Origin of the sequence: Campylobacter sp. IFREMER_LSEM_CL2194, assembly GCF_025771685.1 — a bacterium.
In the GTDB taxonomy this organism is placed as follows: domain Bacteria; phylum Campylobacterota; class Campylobacteria; order Campylobacterales; family Campylobacteraceae; genus Campylobacter_D.
The window spans coordinates 58,855-76,933 of record NZ_JAKMQS010000003.1 but is presented as its reverse complement, the minus strand read 5'-3'; the positions used below and the strand labels follow the sequence as shown (position 1 = coordinate 76,933).

Here is an 18,079-nt window from a genome sequence, read left to right as displayed (position 1 = left end):
AATAAATTGTAATACAAAACACCATTAATAATTTTTCTTTATTTTAAAAAATATTTTATCACTTATGTTAAAATTTAAAAAAAGGAAAAATATGAAAGAAATTTTAATAACAAACGATGATGGCTATGAAAGTGAAGGCTTAAAAAAGCTTATTAAAATGCTAAGAAAGCATTTTAAAGCTAAAATCACCATAGTAGCTCCTGCTAGTGAAAAATCAGCATGCTCGCACTCCATAACACTAACCAAACCTTTGAGATTTCACAAGGTTGGAAAAAGATTTTATAAACTTGATGATGGCACACCTGCAGATTGTGTTTATCTTGCTTTGCATGCTTTATACAAAAAGCGTTTACCTGATCTTGTCATAAGTGGGATTAACAAAGGTGCTAATGTAGGCGAGGATATAACCTACTCAGGAACTTGCGCAGGTGCTATGGAAGCAGTGCTTCATGGAATTCCTGCAATTGCTTTATCACAATTTTACAAAGATAGCCAAAAAGAGCTTGATTATAAACTTGCTTTAAAGCTTACTAAAAAAATAGTCAAAAATATCTTTGAAAAGGGCTTTCCTTTAGATAAAAAAGAATTTTTAAATATCAACTTTCCTTCTAGTAAAACAGCCTTTCAAGGCTTAAAAATTTGCAAAGCAGGTAAAAGAATTTATAGTTATGAAGCACACTCAAATACAAATCCAAGAGGTGTAGAATACTACTGGCTAGCTGCTGCTAATCTTGATCATGAAAATGAAAAAGACTCAGACATAGCACTTTTAAAACAAGGCTATGCCACAATAACACCTATAATGCTTGATCTAACAGCTTATAATCAAATGAAAAATCTCAAAAAATGGATGAAAAATGGATAGATACACGCGTATAAAATGGCTTGTTAATGAAGAAAATTTTATTAAATTTCAAAATACCAAAGTTTTAGTTTGCGGACTTGGTGGAGTTGGTGGAATTTGTGTTGATGCGCTTTTTAGAAGTGGCTTTAGCAATCTAACTTTAATCGATGCAGATAAATTTGAAACTACTAATCAAAACCGCCAACTTCATAGTGAAAATATAGGCGTAGAAAAAGCTAAGGTTTTTGAACGCATTTACAATGCCAAAGGTATAGTTAGCAAAATCGATGATGAGTTTTTAAAAAGTTTTGATCTAAGTGAGTTTGATTTAATCATCGATGCGATTGATGATATACCTGCTAAGGTTGCTTTGGCTAATTTAGTTGATTTAAAAAAGCAAATTTTTATCTCATCAACTGGTGGAGCTAGAAAGCTTGATCCGACGCGTATTAAAACGACAAGTATATTTAAAACACATGGCGATGCCCTAGCTAAAAAATTCCGTTATGAGCTTAGAAAATCAGGCTTTAAAGGGGATTTTGATGTGGTATTTTCAGATGAAGAAGCTCATTGTAAAGATCTTGGCTCATTTATGGGTGTGACAGCCTCTTTTGGACTTGCTTTAGCTTCTTTGGCTTTAAGGAAAGTGCTTGATAAGAAAGCTTGATATAAAAGACTTAACTTCTTGCATCAAGCTTTTTAAGCAAAGCGTATCTACTCTTTGTAAAAATGATTACACAAAAGAACAAATTCATGTATGGATTAATATAAACCAAAAAGCTTGGGAAAGAAAATTTCAAAATCAACTAGGCTTTGTTTATGAAGAAAAAGGCCAAATCATATCTTTTATAAATATAAATTTAGAAGAAAAAACGCTCGATCTTTGCTTTACTCATGCAAGCTATGCTCATCAAGGTTATGGCAAAGCTTTATTAGAATTTGCTCTTAAAAACTACCCTTATAGTGAAATTTATACTTTTGCTAGCCTTAGCGCTAAAAATTTCTTTTTAAGAGCAGGATTTAAAATCATCAAAGAAAACATTGCTATAAGAGATCAACAAGAATTGAAAAATTTTTTAATGAAAAAGGAAATAAATTGAAAAAATTACTTTTACTTTTTAGTCTTTTTTGCTCTTTTGCTTTGGCAAATGAAAATTTAAAAGATCTTTTTAAAGATTACAATGAAAGTGGAGTTTTTATAGCTTATGATGGCAAAAATTATTATAGTAATGATTTTAAAAAAGCAAACAAGCGCATTTTACCTGCCTCTACTTTTAAAATTTTCAATGCCCTAATCGCACTCAATGAAAGCGTTGTGAAAAATACTAATGAATTTTTTTATCATTACAAAGGTGAAAAAGTATTTTTACCCTCTTGGAAAAACGATGCAAACTTAGCCCTAGCTATGCAAAGATCACAACTACCTGCTTATAAAGAACTAGCTAGAAAAATAGGCTTAGAAAAAATGCAAAAAACTTAAATAAACTTAATTATGGTAATCAAAAAATAAGTAAAATCGATGAATTTTGGATAGATGATTCTTTGCAAATTAGTCCTAAAGAGCAATCTGTTTTACTTTTTAAACTTGCAAATTTAACACTAGATTATCCTAAAAATATACAAAAAGAAGTGATTGATATCATTAAATTAAAGGAAAATAACCATTATGAGTTTTTTGCAAAAACAGGCTGGGGAAAAGAAAAATACGGACAAATCGTAGGTTTTATAAAAGATAAAAAAACTCATCAAATTTATGCTTTTGCTTTATGTATGGATATAAGTGATTTTAACAAGCTTTATCTAAGAGAAGAATTAGCAAAAAAATATCTATCAAATTTAATAAACTTGACACATAAAAAATAAAGGATGATAAGTCAAGGTATTTTGAAATTCTTTTTCATAGTTTTTTAAAAATGCCTTGCTTATGAAAAATTTTTCACTCAAAGCATTTACTCCGCTTAATTTCAAATGCCTAAAAAGCTCCAAAGTATGATCAAATTTTAACTCTTTTAACTCTTCTTTTGTTTTTATGATCTTAAAATTTTTAGAAAGCTTTTGCCTAATTTGCTCTAAAGTTAAATACTCAAGCGATAAATTAGTGCTTTGTTTTATTTGAGTAAAATTTTTTTCTCCAAAAGTAGAAAAAAGCAAAATTCCATTTTTATTTAACATATTTGCAAGATTTTCTAAAAGCTCATCTATCTTGAGCCACTGCATACAAGCATTTGAGGCTATAAGATCAAATTTTTTCGTGTAAAAATGATGATTTTTAAGTTCATTCATATCAAAAACGCCAAATTCATCAAACTTGCAAGGATTTTCAAAAGGATAAATATCATTTAAAAAATAATGCTTAAATTTAATACACTCTTGCAAAGCCTTACTAAAAACCCCTACTCCACAGCCAAACTCAAATACCGCTTTAAAATCGCTCAAATCATTCTCACTAAGCATTTTACAAAGCTCTTTAGCCATGTCTTTTTGCACTGGTGTATTTGCGCTATAAGTATCTTTTGCTCTTATGAAAGTTTGCAAAGCTCTTCCCAAGTGTGGTATTTAAAAAATGCAAAATGTGGCTCATCGATAAACATTGCCTTTTCTTTGAAAAAATTTAAAACATGCTTTGGTGGAAAGATTTTATCCTCTTTGCTAATTATGGCTTTATCCCAAGTGAAATTTTCATTTAAGTTTTTAGTGCAAAACTCATATAAACTTAAAAGTTCTGCTTTTAAATGCTCGTTTTTTTCAAAGTAAAATTCATCACTTAAGCTCATTCTTTTTTCAAGCAAATTTGCTTTAAAATCCTCTAAAGCAAATCTTTTTATCGTAAGTTTAAAAATGGCTTTTTTAATCCCAAATTCATCATTTATAGGTAAATTTGTGCCATTTATGGCTAGTTTTTTATCAAATTTTATATCTTTTAAAATTTTACTCGCCACGCAAACTCCCATAGAAAAGCCAACAAGAGTGATTTTTTCAAATTTATGAAGATTAAATTTCCAATCAAAACTCGTATAATCATACACCATTAAAACATTTACATCACTTTTTAAATGCGCAAAGTGGCTAAAATGTGAGCAAAAACCTGAAAAAAATAAAATCAACTCAGATGAATTTGCATTTTCATGTAAAAAATGAGTTTTCAAAGTACCTCCAAAACCTTTTCTAAGTCTTTTTTCACTAAACCAGCATGCAAAGAAAAGCGAATTCTAGCTGTATTTTTAGCTACGGTTGGATCTTTAATAGCAGGTGCAAAAACACCATTTTCTAAAAGCTTTTGTGAAATTTCACTAGCTAGTGCATTTTGCCCTAAAATAAAAGATATCACATAAGCCTCGCCTAAAACTGCACCTTTACTTGCTAAAGCATTTTTAAACCAAGCACTTAACTCTAAAAGCTCTTTTCTTTGAGCATTAAATTCATGCAAATGCTTAAAAACATGCAAAGTCCAAGCTACATTGATAGGCGCAATAGCAGTTGAGTATATAAAGGCCCTTGCTTTGTTAATAAAAAAATCTTTTTCATTACTTATCATACAAGCTCCCATGGAAGCTATGGCCTTACCAAAGGTAAAAACTAAAAAATCCACTTCCTTTTCTAAGCCCAAAAATTTCACATAACCCAAACCATCATCATTAAAACACCCTATGCTATGAGCTTCATCAATGTAAATTTTGATATTTTTAAACTCTTTTTTTAAATTTATGAATTCTTTTATAGGCGCAAAATCTCCATCCATACTAAATAGCGCTTCACTTATGATGATAATATTTTCAAATTCTTTATAATGCTTTTGCACTAAGCTTTGTAAATGCTTTATATCATTGTGTTTAAATCTTATAAATTTAGCCCCGCCAAGCCTTAAACCATCAATAATACTTGCATGCACTTGCTTATCTGCTAAAAACAAAGTATTTTTAATGCTTGCTAAAGCTTGCAAACAGCTAACATTTAAGGCATAGCCGTTGTTAAAATGCAAAATTTTTTTACCTAATTTAGCTTCTAAAAAGCTTTCAAATTCATCAAAAATCGCATAATTTCCACTCAAGCTTCTTGAACTTGAACTAGAAAATTCAAATTCTTTTAAATGTGTTAAAAAATCTTGCTTTAATGCTTTTTCATTGCTTAAATTTAAATAATCATTGCTCGCTAAATTTAGCAATTTCTGCCCATTATAAACGACATATTTTCCCTCATGTTTTAATGAGCGTAGAATTCTAAAATTATCTTGTTGTTTTAACTCATCTAAAATTTGTGCAATTTGCATTATTGTTTAAGCCTTGCGTAAGCTTGACAACCTAAATCATTTTTTAAATCACAAGCCTTGCCAAAATATCCTAAAGCCTTAGAAGTGTCTTTTCTAACGCCTTTTCCAAGTGCATACATAACTCCAAGATTAGAACAACCAGCCCCATCATTTAAATTACAAGCTTTTACATAAAGTTCAACTGCTTTAAAATTATCTTTTTTTACACCATACCCATTTGCATACATAAAACCAAGATTAGAACAACCCAAGCCTTCATTTAGATTACATGATTTTTGATACAATTCTACCGCTTTAAAATTATCTTTTCTTATACCATAACCTTTTTCATACATTACACCAAGATTAAAACAACCCAAGCCTTTTTCTAAACCACATGCTTTTTGATACAATTCCACTGCTTTGAAATTATCTTTTCTTACACCTTTTCCATCCATATACATAACACCTAGATTAAAACAACCATCTCTACTATTTAAACCACATGCTTTTTGATATAATTCTACTGCTTTGAAATTATCTTTTTTTATACCTTGTCCATTTTCATACATGAAACCAAGATTAGAACAGCCGTCCCCTCTATTTAAATCACAAGCTTTTCTAAGATATTTTTCAGCTTTTACATAATCACCATTTTCATAGGCTTTAATTCCTTTTTCAACCAAATCCTCTTGCGAGTATGCAAAATTTAAAAATAAAATCGCCAAGATAATCAATACTTTTTTCATACTTTACCTCTAAATTTAAGATAAAAGCTAATTATATAAATATTTTCTAAATAATCCTTTTTCATTTTAAAGCATAAATTTGAGTAAAAATTGTAGTATCATTAGCAATAAAAATCAAAGAAGTAAAAATGAATTTAAAAGAACTGGACTTAAAACACATTTGGCACCCTTGCACGCAAATGAGCGATCATGAGTTTTTACCTTTAATACCTATAAAAAAGGCTAAGGGGGTGTATTTGTATGATTTTGATGAAAAATCTTACATAGACTGCATTAGCTCTTGGTGGGTAAATATCTTTGGTCATTGTAATGAATACATCAATGAAAAAATCAAAGATCAACTTCAAAATTTAGAACATGTCTTGCTTGCAGGCTTTTCACATGAGCCTATCATAAAGCTTTCACAAAGACTTTGCAAGCTTTTACCTTTTGATAAATGCTTTTTTGCAGACAATGGTAGTTCAGCCATAGAAGTGGCTTTAAAAATGAGCTTTCAATACCACTTAAACAATGGCTCTAAAAAGGATAAATTCTTATCGCTTAGCAATTCTTACCATGGAGAAACCTTAGGTGCATTAAGCGTTGGCGATGTAGCACTTTATAAAAAAACCTATGAGCCTTTACTTTTAAAAAGTATCACAACGCCTGTGCCAACAAGCAAGGACTTTACAAAAGAACTTGAAATTTTAGAAAGTATTTTAAAAAATCATCATCATGAAATTTGTGCTTTTATACTTGAGCCTTTACTTCAATGTGCGGGCAATATGCACATGTATGAGCTTGGGTATTTAGATGAGGCAGTTAAACTTGCTAAAGATTATGGCGTGCAAGTGATATTTGATGAGATAGCCACAGGTTTTGGACGCACAGGGGAGATGTTTGCGCTTGATTATTGCTCACAAAGCATTGATTATATATGTCTTTCTAAAGCTATCACGGGTGGGTATTTACCACTTTCAGTGGTGCTTACTAAAGATGAAATTTATGAGAAATTTTATGATAGTTATGAGAGCCAAAAGGCCTTTTTACACTCTCACTCTTACACGGGTAATGCCCTAGCTTGTGCAGCGGCTAATGCGACTTTGGATATTTTTGAAAAAGAAAATATCATCGCAAAAAATAAAATCAAAAGTGCTTTTATAAAAACTCAATGGGAGAGTTTAAAAGAATTTGACTTTTTAGGAAATTTTAGAAATTTAGGTATGGTAAGTGCATTTGATATACAAAAAAGCAAATACCAAAGAGCAGGACTTGAAGTCTTTCAAAGAGCCTTAGAAAAAGGCTTACTTTTAAGACCACTTGGAAATACAATTTACTTCATGCCACCATATGTTATAAATGAAGATGAAATTGCTTATATGGTAAAATCTTTAAAAGAAATTTTTAAAGATTTTTAATTTAAAATAAATATCAAATAATCTAAATAAGGAATAAAATGTTTCCAAGTAAGCTTATTGAAATTCAAAATTTTTTATTAGAAAATAGAGCACAACTAAAAGAATACTCAAGAGATGGAAGAATAAATTCTGCTTTAAATGAAGATGATATAATAAATATCATAAATAATGATTTTAAAATTAATTTACCAAATGCTAGGGCTTGGTTTGATTTTAGTTTGGAAGAAAACGGGGAATTTTATCCTGTAAATATAAAAGTCACAACAACGCATACTACGGATAATTTAAATTGTAAACTAGGTGTATATTATGCATTGACAGGAAATATTCCAATTTTTAATAATATAAACTGGGAACAATATTTTTGTAACTTAAAAAAGAATTTAAAAGAAAATTGCAAAGATTATTATTTTTTAATTATAAATAAAGATAATACTCAAGATATATTTGTAGCTTCACTTAAAAGTCTTAATAAAATTTCACCTAACGGAAATAATTTACCTTTTCAAGCAAAATGGGATGAAAATAGATGTCCTATATCAAGAGATTTTAAAGAAGCCAAAGATTTTATAATGAAATGTTTTGCTAATTCTTTAAAACTTAGAGCTGATGCGTATTTTCATTTTAAGAAATATTTTAATGAATATGCTTAATATAAAAGAACTAGGGCAAGTTTTTACGCCACAATATGTAGTAAGTGACATGATGAGCTTAATTAAAAACAATGGTAGGTTTTTAGAGCCAAGTTGTGGAAATGGAGCATTTTTTAGAAATTTACCTGCTAATAAAATAGGTATAGAAATAGATAAAAATGTTATAAATGATCAACAAATACTAAATATAGATTTTTTTGATTATCCAATAAATGAAAAGTTTGATACTATAATAGGAAACCCTCCCTATGTAAAATATAAAGATATAAAATATAACACCAAATTTTCCCTACAAACTTATAGTCAAATATTTGATGAAAGAAGCAATTTATATCTGTTTTTCATATATAAATGCATTTTACATTTAAAAGATAATGGCGAATTGATATTTATCACACCTAGAGATTTTTTAAAAAGCACTTCTAGTATAAAATTAAATAATTTTTTATTTTCTCAAGGAAGTATAACTGATTTTATAGATTTAGGTGATAAAAAAATTTTTCATAACGCCCAACCAAATTGTGCTATATGGAGATTTGAAAAAGGAAATTTTAAAAGAAGTACAAATTGTTTAAAAGAATTTAATTGCATAAATGGACAAATACTATTTACTAAGAATCATTATTTTATACCATTTTCAAAATTATTTTTTGTAAAAGTTGGAGCTGTAAGTGGTGCAGATAAAATTTTTACAAATGACAAATTTGGAAATATAGATTTCGTTTGTTCTTCAACAAATAAAACAAAAAAGACAAAAAAGATGATTTATGGAAATTATGGTAAAACATGTGAATATTTAATACAACATAAAAATATATTATTAACAAGAAAAATCAAAAAATTTAATGAAGATAATTGGTGGCAATGGGGTAGAAACTATTATAAAAGTGATTTAGAAAGAATTTATGTCAATACAAAAACAAGAAATAAAAATCCATTTTTTATAAATGATTGCAAAGCTTATGATGGTTCTATACTAGCTATTTTCCCAAAATTTAAATGTGATAAAAATCTTTTACAAAAAATATGTGATAAATTAAATAAAATTGATTGGAATGAGCTTGGCTTTGTTTGTGATGGAAGATTTTTATTTTCCCAAAGAAGTTTAGAAAATTGCTTGCTAAATGAAAGTTTTAGAGATTTTTTAAAATTGGTTTAATATTTTCGCACACTTTATCATCAAATTCTATGATAGGAATTTTAGCGTAATTACTTATAAAATCCTTGCTAAAAGTATCTTGAGTTTTTAAGATTAAAGCAAGGATTTTAATATCTCTTTGTTTTAATGCTTCTATACTTAAAAGCGTGTGGTTGATACTTCCTAGATAGTCTTTTGCCACTAAAAACGTAGGGTGCTTAAACGCACTCATATAATCAATCATTGTTTTTTCATCATCAAGAGGCGAAAAAAGCCCACCAGCTAGTTCGATGATGAGTTTTTCACTTTGTGGAATTTGTATATCAAAAGCTTTATAATTTAAATTCTCTAAAATTCTGCCTTTGTGCGGGGAAGCAGGGGTTTTTAAAAACACGCCTTCTTTGAAAATCTTAGTTTTTGGGCTAAACTCAGCTACTACCTCGCTATCTTTTGGCATACCTGCTTGGATAAGCTTAAAATAATCAAAACCCAATTCCTTACAAAGTCTAGCACTTAGATAAGTTTTGCCAACATCTGTGTCTATACCACTAATGTATATTTTCATTTTAAACCTATGAAAGTATTTTTAAACCCACAGTACAAGCAATGATAAGAGCGATCAAAAAAAGCTTTAAAAAGCTTTTACTTTCTTTGTAAAAAAGCACTCCGATGATAACCCCACCTGCAGTTCCAGCTCCTGTCCATATAGAATAAGCCACACTCATAGCAATGCTTTGCATACTAAGGCTTAAAAACCCAAACGAAAAACCAAAACACACTATCAAAGCTAAAAGATAAAGCTTATTTTTAGTGCTTACAAGTTGTTTCATAATAATCACGCCAAAAATTTCAAAAGCAGTCGCCAAAAACAAAAAGAACCATTCCATTACTTAGCTTCCTTGCTAATGATTTTAAGGCCTATGATACTTAAAAGCAAAATGGCTATTAAAGTAAGCTTGGTAATAGAGCTTGGCTCATTGAAAATAAACATCTCATTAAGCACCACTCCAACCGTGCCAATACCTACAAAAACACTATAAGCAATACTTACTTCAAGTCTTTCACAAGCTTTTAAAAAACATGTAAAAGATATACAAACTCCAATGGCTGTTAAAGCATAATGCCAAATTTCAGTAGAGTATTTTAAACCACTCACCCAAAAACACTCAACCAAACCACCTAAAATCACCATAAACCAACCAAAATTAGAGCTTATTTTTGTTCTTTCTATCATAATCTACCTTTTTTCAAAAGCGCAAATTATAGCTAAAATTACAAAAATAAAACTTTAATCAAAAACTAAACATATAATAATAAAAAATATCATTATTATAAATATTTTTATAATATTAATTTATATTTAATTTTTATTATTATAGAATCAAAAGCTTGTAAAAAGGAGATAAAAATGAGTTTTTTAACAAATAGTAAAAAGGCTTTATTAATATTAGCTAGTTTAGCATTTTTAGCAAGTAATAATACTTTTGCAAAAGATTTTGAACCTATCATCGTGATACACGGTGGTACAAGTGGCTTAGGACTTACTAAAGAAGAATTTGCTAAAAGAGAAAAAGTAATGAAAGAATCTTTAAAAGCGGGCCAAAGCATACTTGAAAAAGGTGGAAGCTCTGTTGATGCAGTTATAGCTGCCATTAAAGTAATGGAAGATAGTCCTGAATTTAACGCTGGAAAAGGTGCTGTTTTTACTTCTGATGGATTTAACGAACTTGATGCATCTATAATGGATGGAAAAAATTTAAGAGCAGGTGCAATTGCTATGGCTAGGACGATTAAAAATCCTATAGAGGCAGCAAGACTTGTTATGGAAAAAACACCTCATACTTTAATAGCAGGGGAAGGTGCTGATAAATTAGCCAAAAAACATGGTTTAGAAATAGTAGGACAAAAATATTTTTTCACAGAGCACAGATACAAACAACTTCAAGAAGCTAAAAAAAGCAAAGAAGTATTACTAGATAGCGATAAAGCAAAGGCTCATCTTGGTGTAAGTACTGAGCCATATTTAGGCACAGTAGGTACGATAGCTTTAGATAAAAATGGCAACCTAGCAGCGGGCACAAGCACAGGTGGTACTACAAATAAAATGACAGGACGCATTGGAGATTCTCCTATCATAGGGGCAGGAAATTATGCAAATAATGACTCAGTAGCAATTTCTTGCACAGGAACAGGTGATATTTATATAAGAGTGGCTGTGGCTCATGAAGTTGCGTCTTTATATAAATACAAAAAACTTTCAGTACAAAAAGCAGCCGAAGAAACTATCAAACAAGTAGCTAAACTTGGTGGCACGGGTGGAATCATCTCTATAGATAAAAATGGAAAAGTTGGCTATGCTTGGACTAAAGATAAACTTGGAATGTATCATGGACAAGCAAAAATCGGTGAAGAACCAAAAGTATTTTGGCCACTTGGAGAATAATTAGCGTAACTTAACTTTTTTAACGCCTCGAAGTTTAAAAATCTTTGAGGCTCCGCTTTCAAAAAACTTTTCATCTACTATTTTATCTGCATTTTGCATAGCCCAATTTAGATCAAATTTTTTTCCATGAAGATTTGCAGAAGTAGAATAAAGCCAATCAAACTCTTTTAAAAATTCCTCATGAGCACAATCTTTCACGACGCGTATTGCTTTAGAATTAGGATATAAAAAAGTAGTTTTTTCGGATTTTCTAATAGTGTTTTTAAAATGACTTGGCACTCTTGTAAGTTTTTTAAGCTCACTAAATTTAGCTGTGGTAATCAAACAATCTTGGCTTAAAGGCCTTTTTTTTAAAGTATTAAGGGCTTTTAAGTCCTTGCTTAAAAACCCCGCTGTTGTATCAGTTTGAGCAAGATAAATCATGCTTTTAAGTATTCTTGCAAGCTCTTTACTTCAAGGCATGATTTATTTTGTATAGCTTTAATCGCTTTAGCACCTGCATACGCTGCTCTTAGGTTTGTAAAATATGGGGTTTTAAAGCGTAAAATATTTGCTCTAATTTTTTTAGTATCACCTTTAAAACTATGCTCATCGCTAGTATTAATAGCAAGTTGAATTTGAGAATTTTTTAACTTATCCTCTACATTTGGGCGTCCTTCAGAAATTTTATGCACAAACTCACACTCTAAACCTGCTTCTTGTAAAATTTTATAAGTACCGCTTGTAGCAATGATTTTAAATCCTAGCTTAATGTATTCGTTAGCTAAATCTACTGCGTATTTTTTATCTTGTTCTCTTAGTGATAAAAATACATTGCCACTTTCTGGTAAGAAATTTGAAGAAGCAAGTTGGCTTTTTGCATAAGAGTTTTCAAAGTCTTTGCTTACACCCATAACTTCACCTGTTGAGCGCATTTCAGGCCCAAGCTCAAGGTCGCTTCCACTAAGTTTGGCAAAAGGAAATACCACTGATTTTACACTAATGTGTTTTGGTTTTTTAGCTTTTAAAATTCCATTTTTTTCTTCTACCACTTTAAAGGTATCATAAAATTTCAAACTTTCTCTTAAATTTCCTTGCCACATCACGCGCGTTGCAACCTTAGCTAAAGGAATTCCTGTAGCCTTACTTACAAAAGGCACAGTTCTACTAGCTCTTGGATTTACTTCTATCATATAAAGTTTATTATCATGGATAGCAAATTGTATATTTAAAAGCCCTACTACACCTAAATTTAAAGCAATATCTTTTGTTTTTTGCTCAATCATTTCAAGCATAGCTTCATCAATATTTACAGCAGGTAAAGAACAAGCACTATCGCCTGAGTGAATTCCTGCTTCTTCAATATGCTCCATAATACCTGCTACATAAACTTCTTTTCCATCGCTTATCGCATCTACATCAAGCTCAGTTGCATTGTCTAAAAATTGATCGATTAACACCGGAGATTTATCACTCACATCCACTGCTTCTTGCATATAAAGTCTAAGCTCACTCTCATCATGCACCACACGCATTGCACGACCACCCAAAACATAGCTTGGTCTAACAAGCACAGGATAACTTATCTCATTTGCCTTTATAATCGCTTCTTCTACACTTATAGCTGTGCCATTTTTAGGTTGATTTATGCCTAAATCCTCAATAAATTTAGCAAATTTCTTTCTATCTTCAGCTAAATCTATTACCCTTGCACTTGTTCCTATAATCTTTGCTCCAAAAGCACTAAGGCGTTTTGCAAATTTAAGCGGAGTTTGACCACCAAAATGCACTATCACCCCATCAGGTCTTTCTCTATCAATAACTGCTCTTAAATGCTCAAAATCAATTGGCTCAAAGTATAAAATATCACTTGTATCATAATCTGTCGAAACCGTTTCTGGATTACAATTATACATTATAGTTTTTACACCCATATCTTTTAGAGCAAAAGAAGCATGCACACAAGCATAATCAAACTCAATACCTTGTCCTATACGGTTTGGCCCACCACCTATAATCATCACTTTTTTATCTTTTTTATCTTTACTTTCTTTTACTTGCGTAGCTTCATTTGCATTGATACTTGAGTATAAATACGGAGTTAGTGCTTCAAATTCGCCTGCACAAGTATCTACTTCGCTATATTGAGCGATGATTTTATGCTTAATTCTTGCATAATAAATATCATTTTGGCTTAACTCAAGATTATCTTTTTGATTAATCAAGCTAGCGATTTTTTTATCTGAAAAACCTAAGGTTTTAGCTTTTCTTAATAGTTGCTTATTACTTAAAATATCCATATCTATTTGGTTTTCAAATTCCACTATTTCTTTGATTTGATTTAAAAACCAAGGATCTATTTTACAAAGCTCAAAAAGCTCTTGTGTGCTAAAACCTTCTCTAAAAGCTTGTGCTATATAAAGTAAACGTTTTTCATTAGCTTGGCGAATTTTTGCCAAAAGCTCATTTTTATCACATTCTATAGTATCAAATCCACTTAAATTTCTCTCAAGTGAGCAAAGTGCTTTTTGAATGCTTTCTTTAAAAGTTCTCCCTATAGCCATAACCTCACCCACGCTTTTCATAGCAGTGCCTAGCTCTGTGCTTGCATTTGGGAATTTTTCAAAAGTAAAACGAGGAATTTTAGTTACGATATAATCAATTACCGGCTCAAATGAAGCAGGAGTTCCTGTGATATCATTTTTAATCTCATCTAAACTAAATCCAACTGCTAAAAGCGTAGCTACCTTAGCTATGGGATAGCCCGTAGCTTTACTAGCTAGGGCTGAAGATCTTGAAACCCTAGGATTCATTTCAATAACTATCATTCTACCATTAGTTGGATTGATAGCAAATTGCACATTTGATCCACCTGTATCTACTCCAATTTCTCTTAAAATAGCAAAAGAAGCATTACGCATTGCTTGGTATTCTTTATCAGTCAAAGTTAAAGCAGGAGCTATAGTAATAGAATCACCTGTATGAACCCCCATAGGATCAACATTTTCAATAGAGCAAACGATAATACAATTGTCATTTTTATCTCTAATGACCTCCATTTCATATTCTTTCCAACCAAGCAAGCTTTCTTCGATTAAAATTTCATGGATAGGGCTTAGTGCTAAAGCAGTATTTGCAAGTTCTGCAAACTCATCCATATTATACACCACGCCACTTCCTGCACCACCTAAGGTAAAAGAAGCTCTAATCATCAAAGGAAAACCAATCTCATCAACAGCTTTTAAAGCTTCTTCATAATTATACGCATACATAGATTTTGGCAAATCCATGCCAATTTTTTTCATACATTCTTTAAAAACTTGTCTATCTTCACCTTTTTTTATCGCTTCAGGATTTGCACCTAAAAATTTTACATCTGCAAGCTCACCACTTTCATAAACTTCCATAGCAACATTTAATGCAACTTGGCCACCCATAGTAGGTAAAATCGCATCGATTTTTTCTTTTTTGATTATACTTAGAATACTTTCTTTAATAATTGGTTCTATATAAGTTGCATCAGCAAATTCAGGATCTGTCATAATAGTAGCTGGATTAGAATTGATCAAAACTACTCTATAACCTAGCTCTTTTAAGGTTTTTGCTGCTTGAGTTCCTGAGTAATCAAACTCACAAGCTTGACCTATAACGATAGGCCCACTGCCTATTAATAATATATTTTTTATATCTGTTCTTTTTGGCATGTATTTTCCTAAGCTGAATTTTTAGCCAAATTATAACAAATATAAGTTTTTTAGAAGTTGAAATTAATAAAGAATTTAGCTCTTAAAGAGCTAAATTTTATTGACGCTTACCAAAAGTTATAGCATAAGCTTCATTTCTTACATCAAATAAAGGATCTTGTGGTGGATTAACCCCTTGAGGTACATCCGAAGGAAAATATACATCAAAATTACAATCTTCCTTGCTCAAAGCATTAACTTTAAAAGTCCCAACTAAACTTTCTTTGTGTTTACCACTCCACAAAGCCGTTGTATCATTAGTAATATCATTTTTATTTGCATATACTAAATACATTTTATACTCAACTGGCTTATTAGTCTTTATACGATTTTGAAAATCTTCTTTTAAAAAATCACTACTCGCACTTTTCATTTGTGCTTCATTTAAATATGCCACACCTTCACTTGGAACTAATTTCCATCTTACTGGTAGATAATTTTCTCCATTTGCTTGTTTGAAATAAAAAGTATGAATACTAAAAAATGGAGTATTTACTACGCTTTTACTGATACCAATTTTATCCGTATATGCAGCAAAATTTCTATAAGAATCAACCTCTTTCATCATCTTGCTTATTTTTTCTTGATCGACTTTACCATTTACAGGAAGTCTCATTTCAAAAAACTGACCAAACTCTTTAGGATTTTTTGCAAAATTTATTTCTGTATTTAGCATAACCATAGTCCAAGAGGCAGAATCTTTAGGATCAGTAATTCTAATAGCCATACCCCTTGTTTTGCTTTTATCATCTTTAAAAGCACCACCCAAAGAATATCTTACTTGAATCGGTAAGCTTTTTTGTGTTAATAAAGGCACATCAACTTCTTTATTGATAGACAAAGCTGGCTCAAAAGTTCCCATAGCACAAAAACCCTTTGCATGATTAACCTTTGCTTTCGGATTTTTAGGGTCTGCATTAAGTTGATAAAAAATATCTGCTATTTTTTGCGCATCATATTCTACTTCGTTTGCATAAATAGCACCACTTAAACAACAAATAGCCAAACAACTGCTGATATATTTTTTCATTAAAGCTCCTAGTTTTAAACTTAGAAGCTATTGTAATATTTAATTCTAAATAATAATTTATATTAATTAAAATAAATAATTTTTTACTATAAATTTTCCACCATATAAAAATAGTTTGGCACTTTCATCTTAGCATAAGGTTTAACATAAGCATTTTGATAAGCACCCTCTTCTTCTATTTTAAAAATTTCTCCTACTGGAATTCCTGAAAAGAAAATTTCATCCAAACCACTTGTATAAACCTTATCGCCCATTTTAAGCTCAAGCCATTTAGGAATATACTTAACTAAAATATAATCATTTCTTCCATGAGCTATACCTGGTGCTTGTTCTTTACCTATGTAAACAGAAAAAATACATTCTTCATCACCTTGCAAAAGCCCCAAAGCTCTACCATTTTTTTCTATGACTATGCCTGCTGTATAGCCATTATAAATTAAGCCTTTGATTTTTCCTTTATAATCAACATCAAGCCAAACCTTATGATAATCACTAATTTGCGCATAAGAAGTTGCTTTAACTAAACTCACATTAGGATAATAAAAACTTGAGTTTTTATCACTTAAAATATTATTTAGCTCATTAGCAAAGTTTTTCATATAAATATTATTTTTTTCAAGCTCAGCATTTCTTTCTCTTAAAGTTCTAATTTCTTCAGCTTGGTTAAAATGCTCGTTGAATTTGTTTTTTAAAAGATCAATACTTTGAGAAAATTGATTAACAATAGCAATATTTAAATCTAAAACATTTCGTTTTATTACATCTCCATAATAAAACGAAATAAATACTAAAAAAGATAATATTAAAACGCTAAGAATTTTACTCTTCATTCGTTAGCTGGTGTAATAATGAAATTTCTTCTAAAGCTTTACCTGTACCTTTTGCAACTGCTAAAAGTGGCTCATCAGCTACATATACTGGAAGTTTTACAATTTCAGATAAATATTTATCAAGCCCGCGTATTAAAGCTCCACCTCCTGTTAAAACAACACCATTTTCAACAATATCAGCTGCAAGATCAGGTGGCATCATTTCAAGAACGATTTTTAAAGCATCAGCGATTTCTTTTAAATGTTCGCGCATAGCTTCTCTTACATCTTCACTTGTTAGTTCGATTCTATTTAACAAGCCTGTTACTTGATCGCGTCCTTTAACTACCATAGAAAGCTCTTTTGGAAGCTGAACTGCTGAACCAATAGCGATTTTAATTTCCTCACCAGTTCTTTCACCTATGACAAGATTATATTTTTCTTTTACATAATTTACTATACTAGTATCAAGCTTATCACCGGCTGTGCGGATAGATTTTGAAATCACAAGCCCGCCCAAAGAAGTAACGCCAATCTCAGTTGTACCACCACCAATATCTACCACCAAGCTCCCTTGAGGCTCTCTAATAGGTAAATTTGCACCAATAGCTGCTGCCATAGGTTCTTCTATCAAAAATACTTCTCTAGCGCCCGCACTTAAAGCACTTTCTCTAACTGCTTTTCTTTCAACTTGGGTTAAACCATAAGGTACTGAAATGATAATTCTAGGTCTTAAAAAAGATTTTCTTCTATGAGTTTTTTCTATAAAATAACGGATCATTTTTTCAGTCATATCAAAATCAGCAATCACACCATCTTTCATAGGACGGATTGCTTCGATATTACCTGGGGTTTTTCCTACCATTTCCTTAGCTTCTTTTCCAACAGCTAAAATTTTAACCCTACCATATCTTTCACGCTCTACTGCAACAACTGAAGGTTCATCAATCACTATACCTTTATCTTTTACCAAAACTAAAGTATTTGCGGTACCTAAGTCAATCCCCATATCACTTGAAAAAAATCCAATTATTTGATCTAAAATCAT

Annotated in this window: 19 protein-coding genes and 1 pseudogene; 8 read left to right on the top strand and 12 right to left on the bottom strand. The window is 30.7% G+C overall.

The annotated features are described in order from the left end of the window. The first annotated feature begins 91 nt into the window (after positions 1-91). The 4 genes and pseudogenes from surE (at position 92) to blaOXA (ending at position 2,707) form a co-directional block, all read left to right on the top strand. Positions 92-865, top strand: coding sequence for a 5'/3'-nucleotidase SurE (gene surE, locus L8V79_RS02155; protein WP_047208632.1), 774 nt, complete (start codon positions 92-94; stop codon positions 863-865). Beyond that, positions 858-1,511: a ThiF family adenylyltransferase gene (locus tag L8V79_RS02150; protein WP_214099256.1), complete on the top strand. Its 654-nt coding sequence runs from the start codon at positions 858-860 to the stop codon at positions 1,509-1,511. The genes surE and L8V79_RS02150 overlap by 8 nt, the downstream gene beginning before the upstream one ends. Beyond that, the gene (locus L8V79_RS02145; RefSeq protein ID WP_263702326.1) at positions 1,495-1,944 is read left to right on the top strand and encodes a GNAT family N-acetyltransferase; all 450 of its coding nucleotides are present in this window, start codon (positions 1,495-1,497) and stop codon (positions 1,942-1,944) included. The genes L8V79_RS02150 and L8V79_RS02145 overlap by 17 nt, the downstream gene beginning before the upstream one ends. Further along, a pseudogene (gene blaOXA / locus L8V79_RS02140) lies at positions 1,941-2,707 on the top strand (OXA-493 family class D beta-lactamase). Before L8V79_RS02145 ends, blaOXA begins: the two are co-directional and overlap by 4 nt. Here blaOXA and bioC read toward each other — a convergent pair. Genes bioC through L8V79_RS02120 form a run of 4 tightly spaced genes read right to left on the bottom strand, consistent with a single transcriptional unit; the run spans position 2,681 to position 5,839 of the window. After that, the gene (gene bioC / locus L8V79_RS02135; RefSeq protein ID WP_263702325.1) at positions 2,681-3,379 is read right to left on the bottom strand and encodes a malonyl-ACP O-methyltransferase BioC; all 699 of its coding nucleotides are present in this window, start codon (positions 3,377-3,379) and stop codon (positions 2,681-2,683) included. The pseudogene blaOXA and the gene bioC sit on opposite strands and share 27 nt — an antisense overlap. Further along, entirely contained in the window at positions 3,364-3,990 is a 627-nt protein-coding gene (locus tag L8V79_RS02130; RefSeq protein WP_263702324.1) for a pimeloyl-ACP methyl esterase BioG family protein, read from the bottom strand. Before L8V79_RS02130 ends, bioC begins: the two co-directional genes overlap by 16 nt. After that, positions 3,987-5,111, bottom strand: a complete 1,125-nt coding sequence (locus L8V79_RS02125; protein ID WP_263702323.1) for an aminotransferase class I/II-fold pyridoxal phosphate-dependent enzyme — start codon at positions 5,109-5,111, stop codon at positions 3,987-3,989. Before L8V79_RS02125 ends, L8V79_RS02130 begins: the two co-directional genes overlap by 4 nt. Continuing rightward, entirely contained in the window at positions 5,111-5,839 is a 729-nt protein-coding gene (locus L8V79_RS02120; RefSeq protein ID WP_263702322.1) for a tetratricopeptide repeat protein, read from the bottom strand. The genes L8V79_RS02125 and L8V79_RS02120 overlap by 1 nt, the downstream gene beginning before the upstream one ends. A 128-nt stretch (positions 5,840-5,967) precedes the next feature. On the opposite strand from L8V79_RS02120, the gene L8V79_RS02115 reads away from it, so the two are divergent. Genes L8V79_RS02115 through L8V79_RS02105 form a run of 3 tightly spaced genes read left to right on the top strand, consistent with a single transcriptional unit; the run spans position 5,968 to position 9,048 of the window. After that, positions 5,968-7,236, top strand: a complete 1,269-nt coding sequence (locus L8V79_RS02115) for an adenosylmethionine--8-amino-7-oxononanoate transaminase (protein ID WP_263702321.1) — start codon at positions 5,968-5,970, stop codon at positions 7,234-7,236. Positions 7,237-7,274: 38 nt separating this feature from the next. After that, a complete protein-coding gene (locus L8V79_RS02110) occupies positions 7,275-7,889 on the top strand; it encodes a restriction endonuclease (protein ID WP_263702319.1) in 615 nt (204 codons plus the stop codon). Next, on the top strand, positions 7,876-9,048 hold the full coding sequence (locus L8V79_RS02105) for a class I SAM-dependent methyltransferase (RefSeq protein ID WP_263664571.1): 1,173 nt from the start codon (positions 7,876-7,878) through the stop codon (positions 9,046-9,048). The genes L8V79_RS02110 and L8V79_RS02105 overlap by 14 nt, the downstream gene beginning before the upstream one ends. Here the strand turns inward: L8V79_RS02105 and bioD are convergent. Genes bioD through L8V79_RS02090 form a run of 3 tightly spaced genes read right to left on the bottom strand, consistent with a single transcriptional unit; the run spans position 9,023 to position 10,261 of the window. Further along, complete coding sequence (gene bioD / locus L8V79_RS02100; RefSeq protein WP_263702318.1) at positions 9,023-9,592, bottom strand: dethiobiotin synthase; 570 nt, start codon at positions 9,590-9,592, stop codon at positions 9,023-9,025. The two genes, L8V79_RS02105 and bioD, sit on opposite strands and share 26 nt — an antisense overlap. 7 nt (positions 9,593-9,599) lie before the next feature. Further along, positions 9,600-9,914: a DMT family transporter gene (locus tag L8V79_RS02095; RefSeq protein WP_039619256.1), complete on the bottom strand. Its 315-nt coding sequence runs from the start codon at positions 9,912-9,914 to the stop codon at positions 9,600-9,602. Continuing rightward, positions 9,914-10,261, bottom strand: coding sequence for a DMT family transporter (locus tag L8V79_RS02090; RefSeq protein WP_087699708.1), 348 nt, complete (start codon positions 10,259-10,261; stop codon positions 9,914-9,916). Before L8V79_RS02090 ends, L8V79_RS02095 begins: the two co-directional genes overlap by 1 nt. Before the next feature lie 174 nt (positions 10,262-10,435). Between L8V79_RS02090 and L8V79_RS02085 the strand changes: the two genes are divergently transcribed. Further along, the gene (locus tag L8V79_RS02085; protein WP_263702317.1) at positions 10,436-11,470 is read left to right on the top strand and encodes an isoaspartyl peptidase/L-asparaginase family protein; all 1,035 of its coding nucleotides are present in this window, start codon (positions 10,436-10,438) and stop codon (positions 11,468-11,470) included. On the opposite strand, the gene L8V79_RS02080 is transcribed toward L8V79_RS02085, so the two are convergent. From L8V79_RS02080 to L8V79_RS02060, 5 genes are all read right to left on the bottom strand, one after another. After that, on the bottom strand, positions 11,471-11,893 hold the full coding sequence (locus L8V79_RS02080; RefSeq protein WP_263702316.1) for a Sua5 YciO YrdC YwlC family protein: 423 nt from the start codon (positions 11,891-11,893) through the stop codon (positions 11,471-11,473). Beyond that, entirely contained in the window at positions 11,890-15,153 is a 3,264-nt protein-coding gene (gene carB, locus L8V79_RS02075) for a carbamoyl-phosphate synthase large subunit (RefSeq protein ID WP_263702315.1), read from the bottom strand. Before carB ends, L8V79_RS02080 begins: the two co-directional genes overlap by 4 nt. A gap of 97 nt (positions 15,154-15,250) precedes the next feature. Further along, on the bottom strand, positions 15,251-16,222 hold the full coding sequence (locus tag L8V79_RS02070; RefSeq protein ID WP_263702314.1) for a catalase: 972 nt from the start codon (positions 16,220-16,222) through the stop codon (positions 15,251-15,253). A gap of 86 nt (positions 16,223-16,308) precedes the next feature. Continuing rightward, the gene (gene mreC / locus L8V79_RS02065) at positions 16,309-17,052 is read right to left on the bottom strand and encodes a rod shape-determining protein MreC (RefSeq protein WP_263702313.1); all 744 of its coding nucleotides are present in this window, start codon (positions 17,050-17,052) and stop codon (positions 16,309-16,311) included. Then, entirely contained in the window at positions 17,042-18,079 is a 1,038-nt protein-coding gene (locus L8V79_RS02060) for a rod shape-determining protein (RefSeq protein WP_012662095.1), read from the bottom strand. The genes mreC and L8V79_RS02060 overlap by 11 nt, the downstream gene beginning before the upstream one ends.

Bases quoted from the DNA above. Each gene is read 5' to 3' on its own strand.
- L8V79_RS02125 (WP_263702323.1), bottom strand. From the start codon at position 5,111: ATGCAAATTGCACAAATTTTAGATGAGTTAAAACAACAAGATAATTTT.
- L8V79_RS02095 (WP_039619256.1), bottom strand. From the start codon at position 9,914: ATGGAATGGTTCTTTTTGTTTTTGGCGACTGCTTTTGAAATTTTTGGC.
- L8V79_RS02060 (WP_012662095.1), bottom strand. From the start codon at position 18,079: ATGATTTTAGATCAAATAATTGGATTTTTTTCAAGTGATATGGGGATT.
- L8V79_RS02070 (WP_263702314.1), bottom strand. From the start codon at position 16,222: ATGAAAAAATATATCAGCAGTTGTTTGGCTATTTGTTGTTTAAGTGGT.
- L8V79_RS02090 (WP_087699708.1), bottom strand. From the start codon at position 10,261: ATGATAGAAAGAACAAAAATAAGCTCTAATTTTGGTTGGTTTATGGTG.
- surE (WP_047208632.1), top strand. From the start codon at position 92: ATGAAAGAAATTTTAATAACAAACGATGATGGCTATGAAAGTGAAGGC.
- bioD (WP_263702318.1), bottom strand. From the start codon at position 9,592: ATGAAAATATACATTAGTGGTATAGACACAGATGTTGGCAAAACTTAT.
- L8V79_RS02150 (WP_214099256.1), top strand. From the start codon at position 858: ATGGATAGATACACGCGTATAAAATGGCTTGTTAATGAAGAAAATTTT.
- L8V79_RS02115 (WP_263702321.1), top strand. From the start codon at position 5,968: ATGAATTTAAAAGAACTGGACTTAAAACACATTTGGCACCCTTGCACG.
- L8V79_RS02105 (WP_263664571.1), top strand. From the start codon at position 7,876: ATGAATATGCTTAATATAAAAGAACTAGGGCAAGTTTTTACGCCACAA.
- L8V79_RS02080 (WP_263702316.1), bottom strand. From the start codon at position 11,893: ATGATTTATCTTGCTCAAACTGATACAACAGCGGGGTTTTTAAGCAAG.
- L8V79_RS02120 (WP_263702322.1), bottom strand. From the start codon at position 5,839: ATGAAAAAAGTATTGATTATCTTGGCGATTTTATTTTTAAATTTTGCA.
- mreC (WP_263702313.1), bottom strand. From the start codon at position 17,052: ATGAAGAGTAAAATTCTTAGCGTTTTAATATTATCTTTTTTAGTATTT.
- carB (WP_263702315.1), bottom strand. From the start codon at position 15,153: ATGCCAAAAAGAACAGATATAAAAAATATATTATTAATAGGCAGTGGG.
- L8V79_RS02110 (WP_263702319.1), top strand. From the start codon at position 7,275: ATGTTTCCAAGTAAGCTTATTGAAATTCAAAATTTTTTATTAGAAAAT.
- L8V79_RS02085 (WP_263702317.1), top strand. From the start codon at position 10,436: ATGAGTTTTTTAACAAATAGTAAAAAGGCTTTATTAATATTAGCTAGT.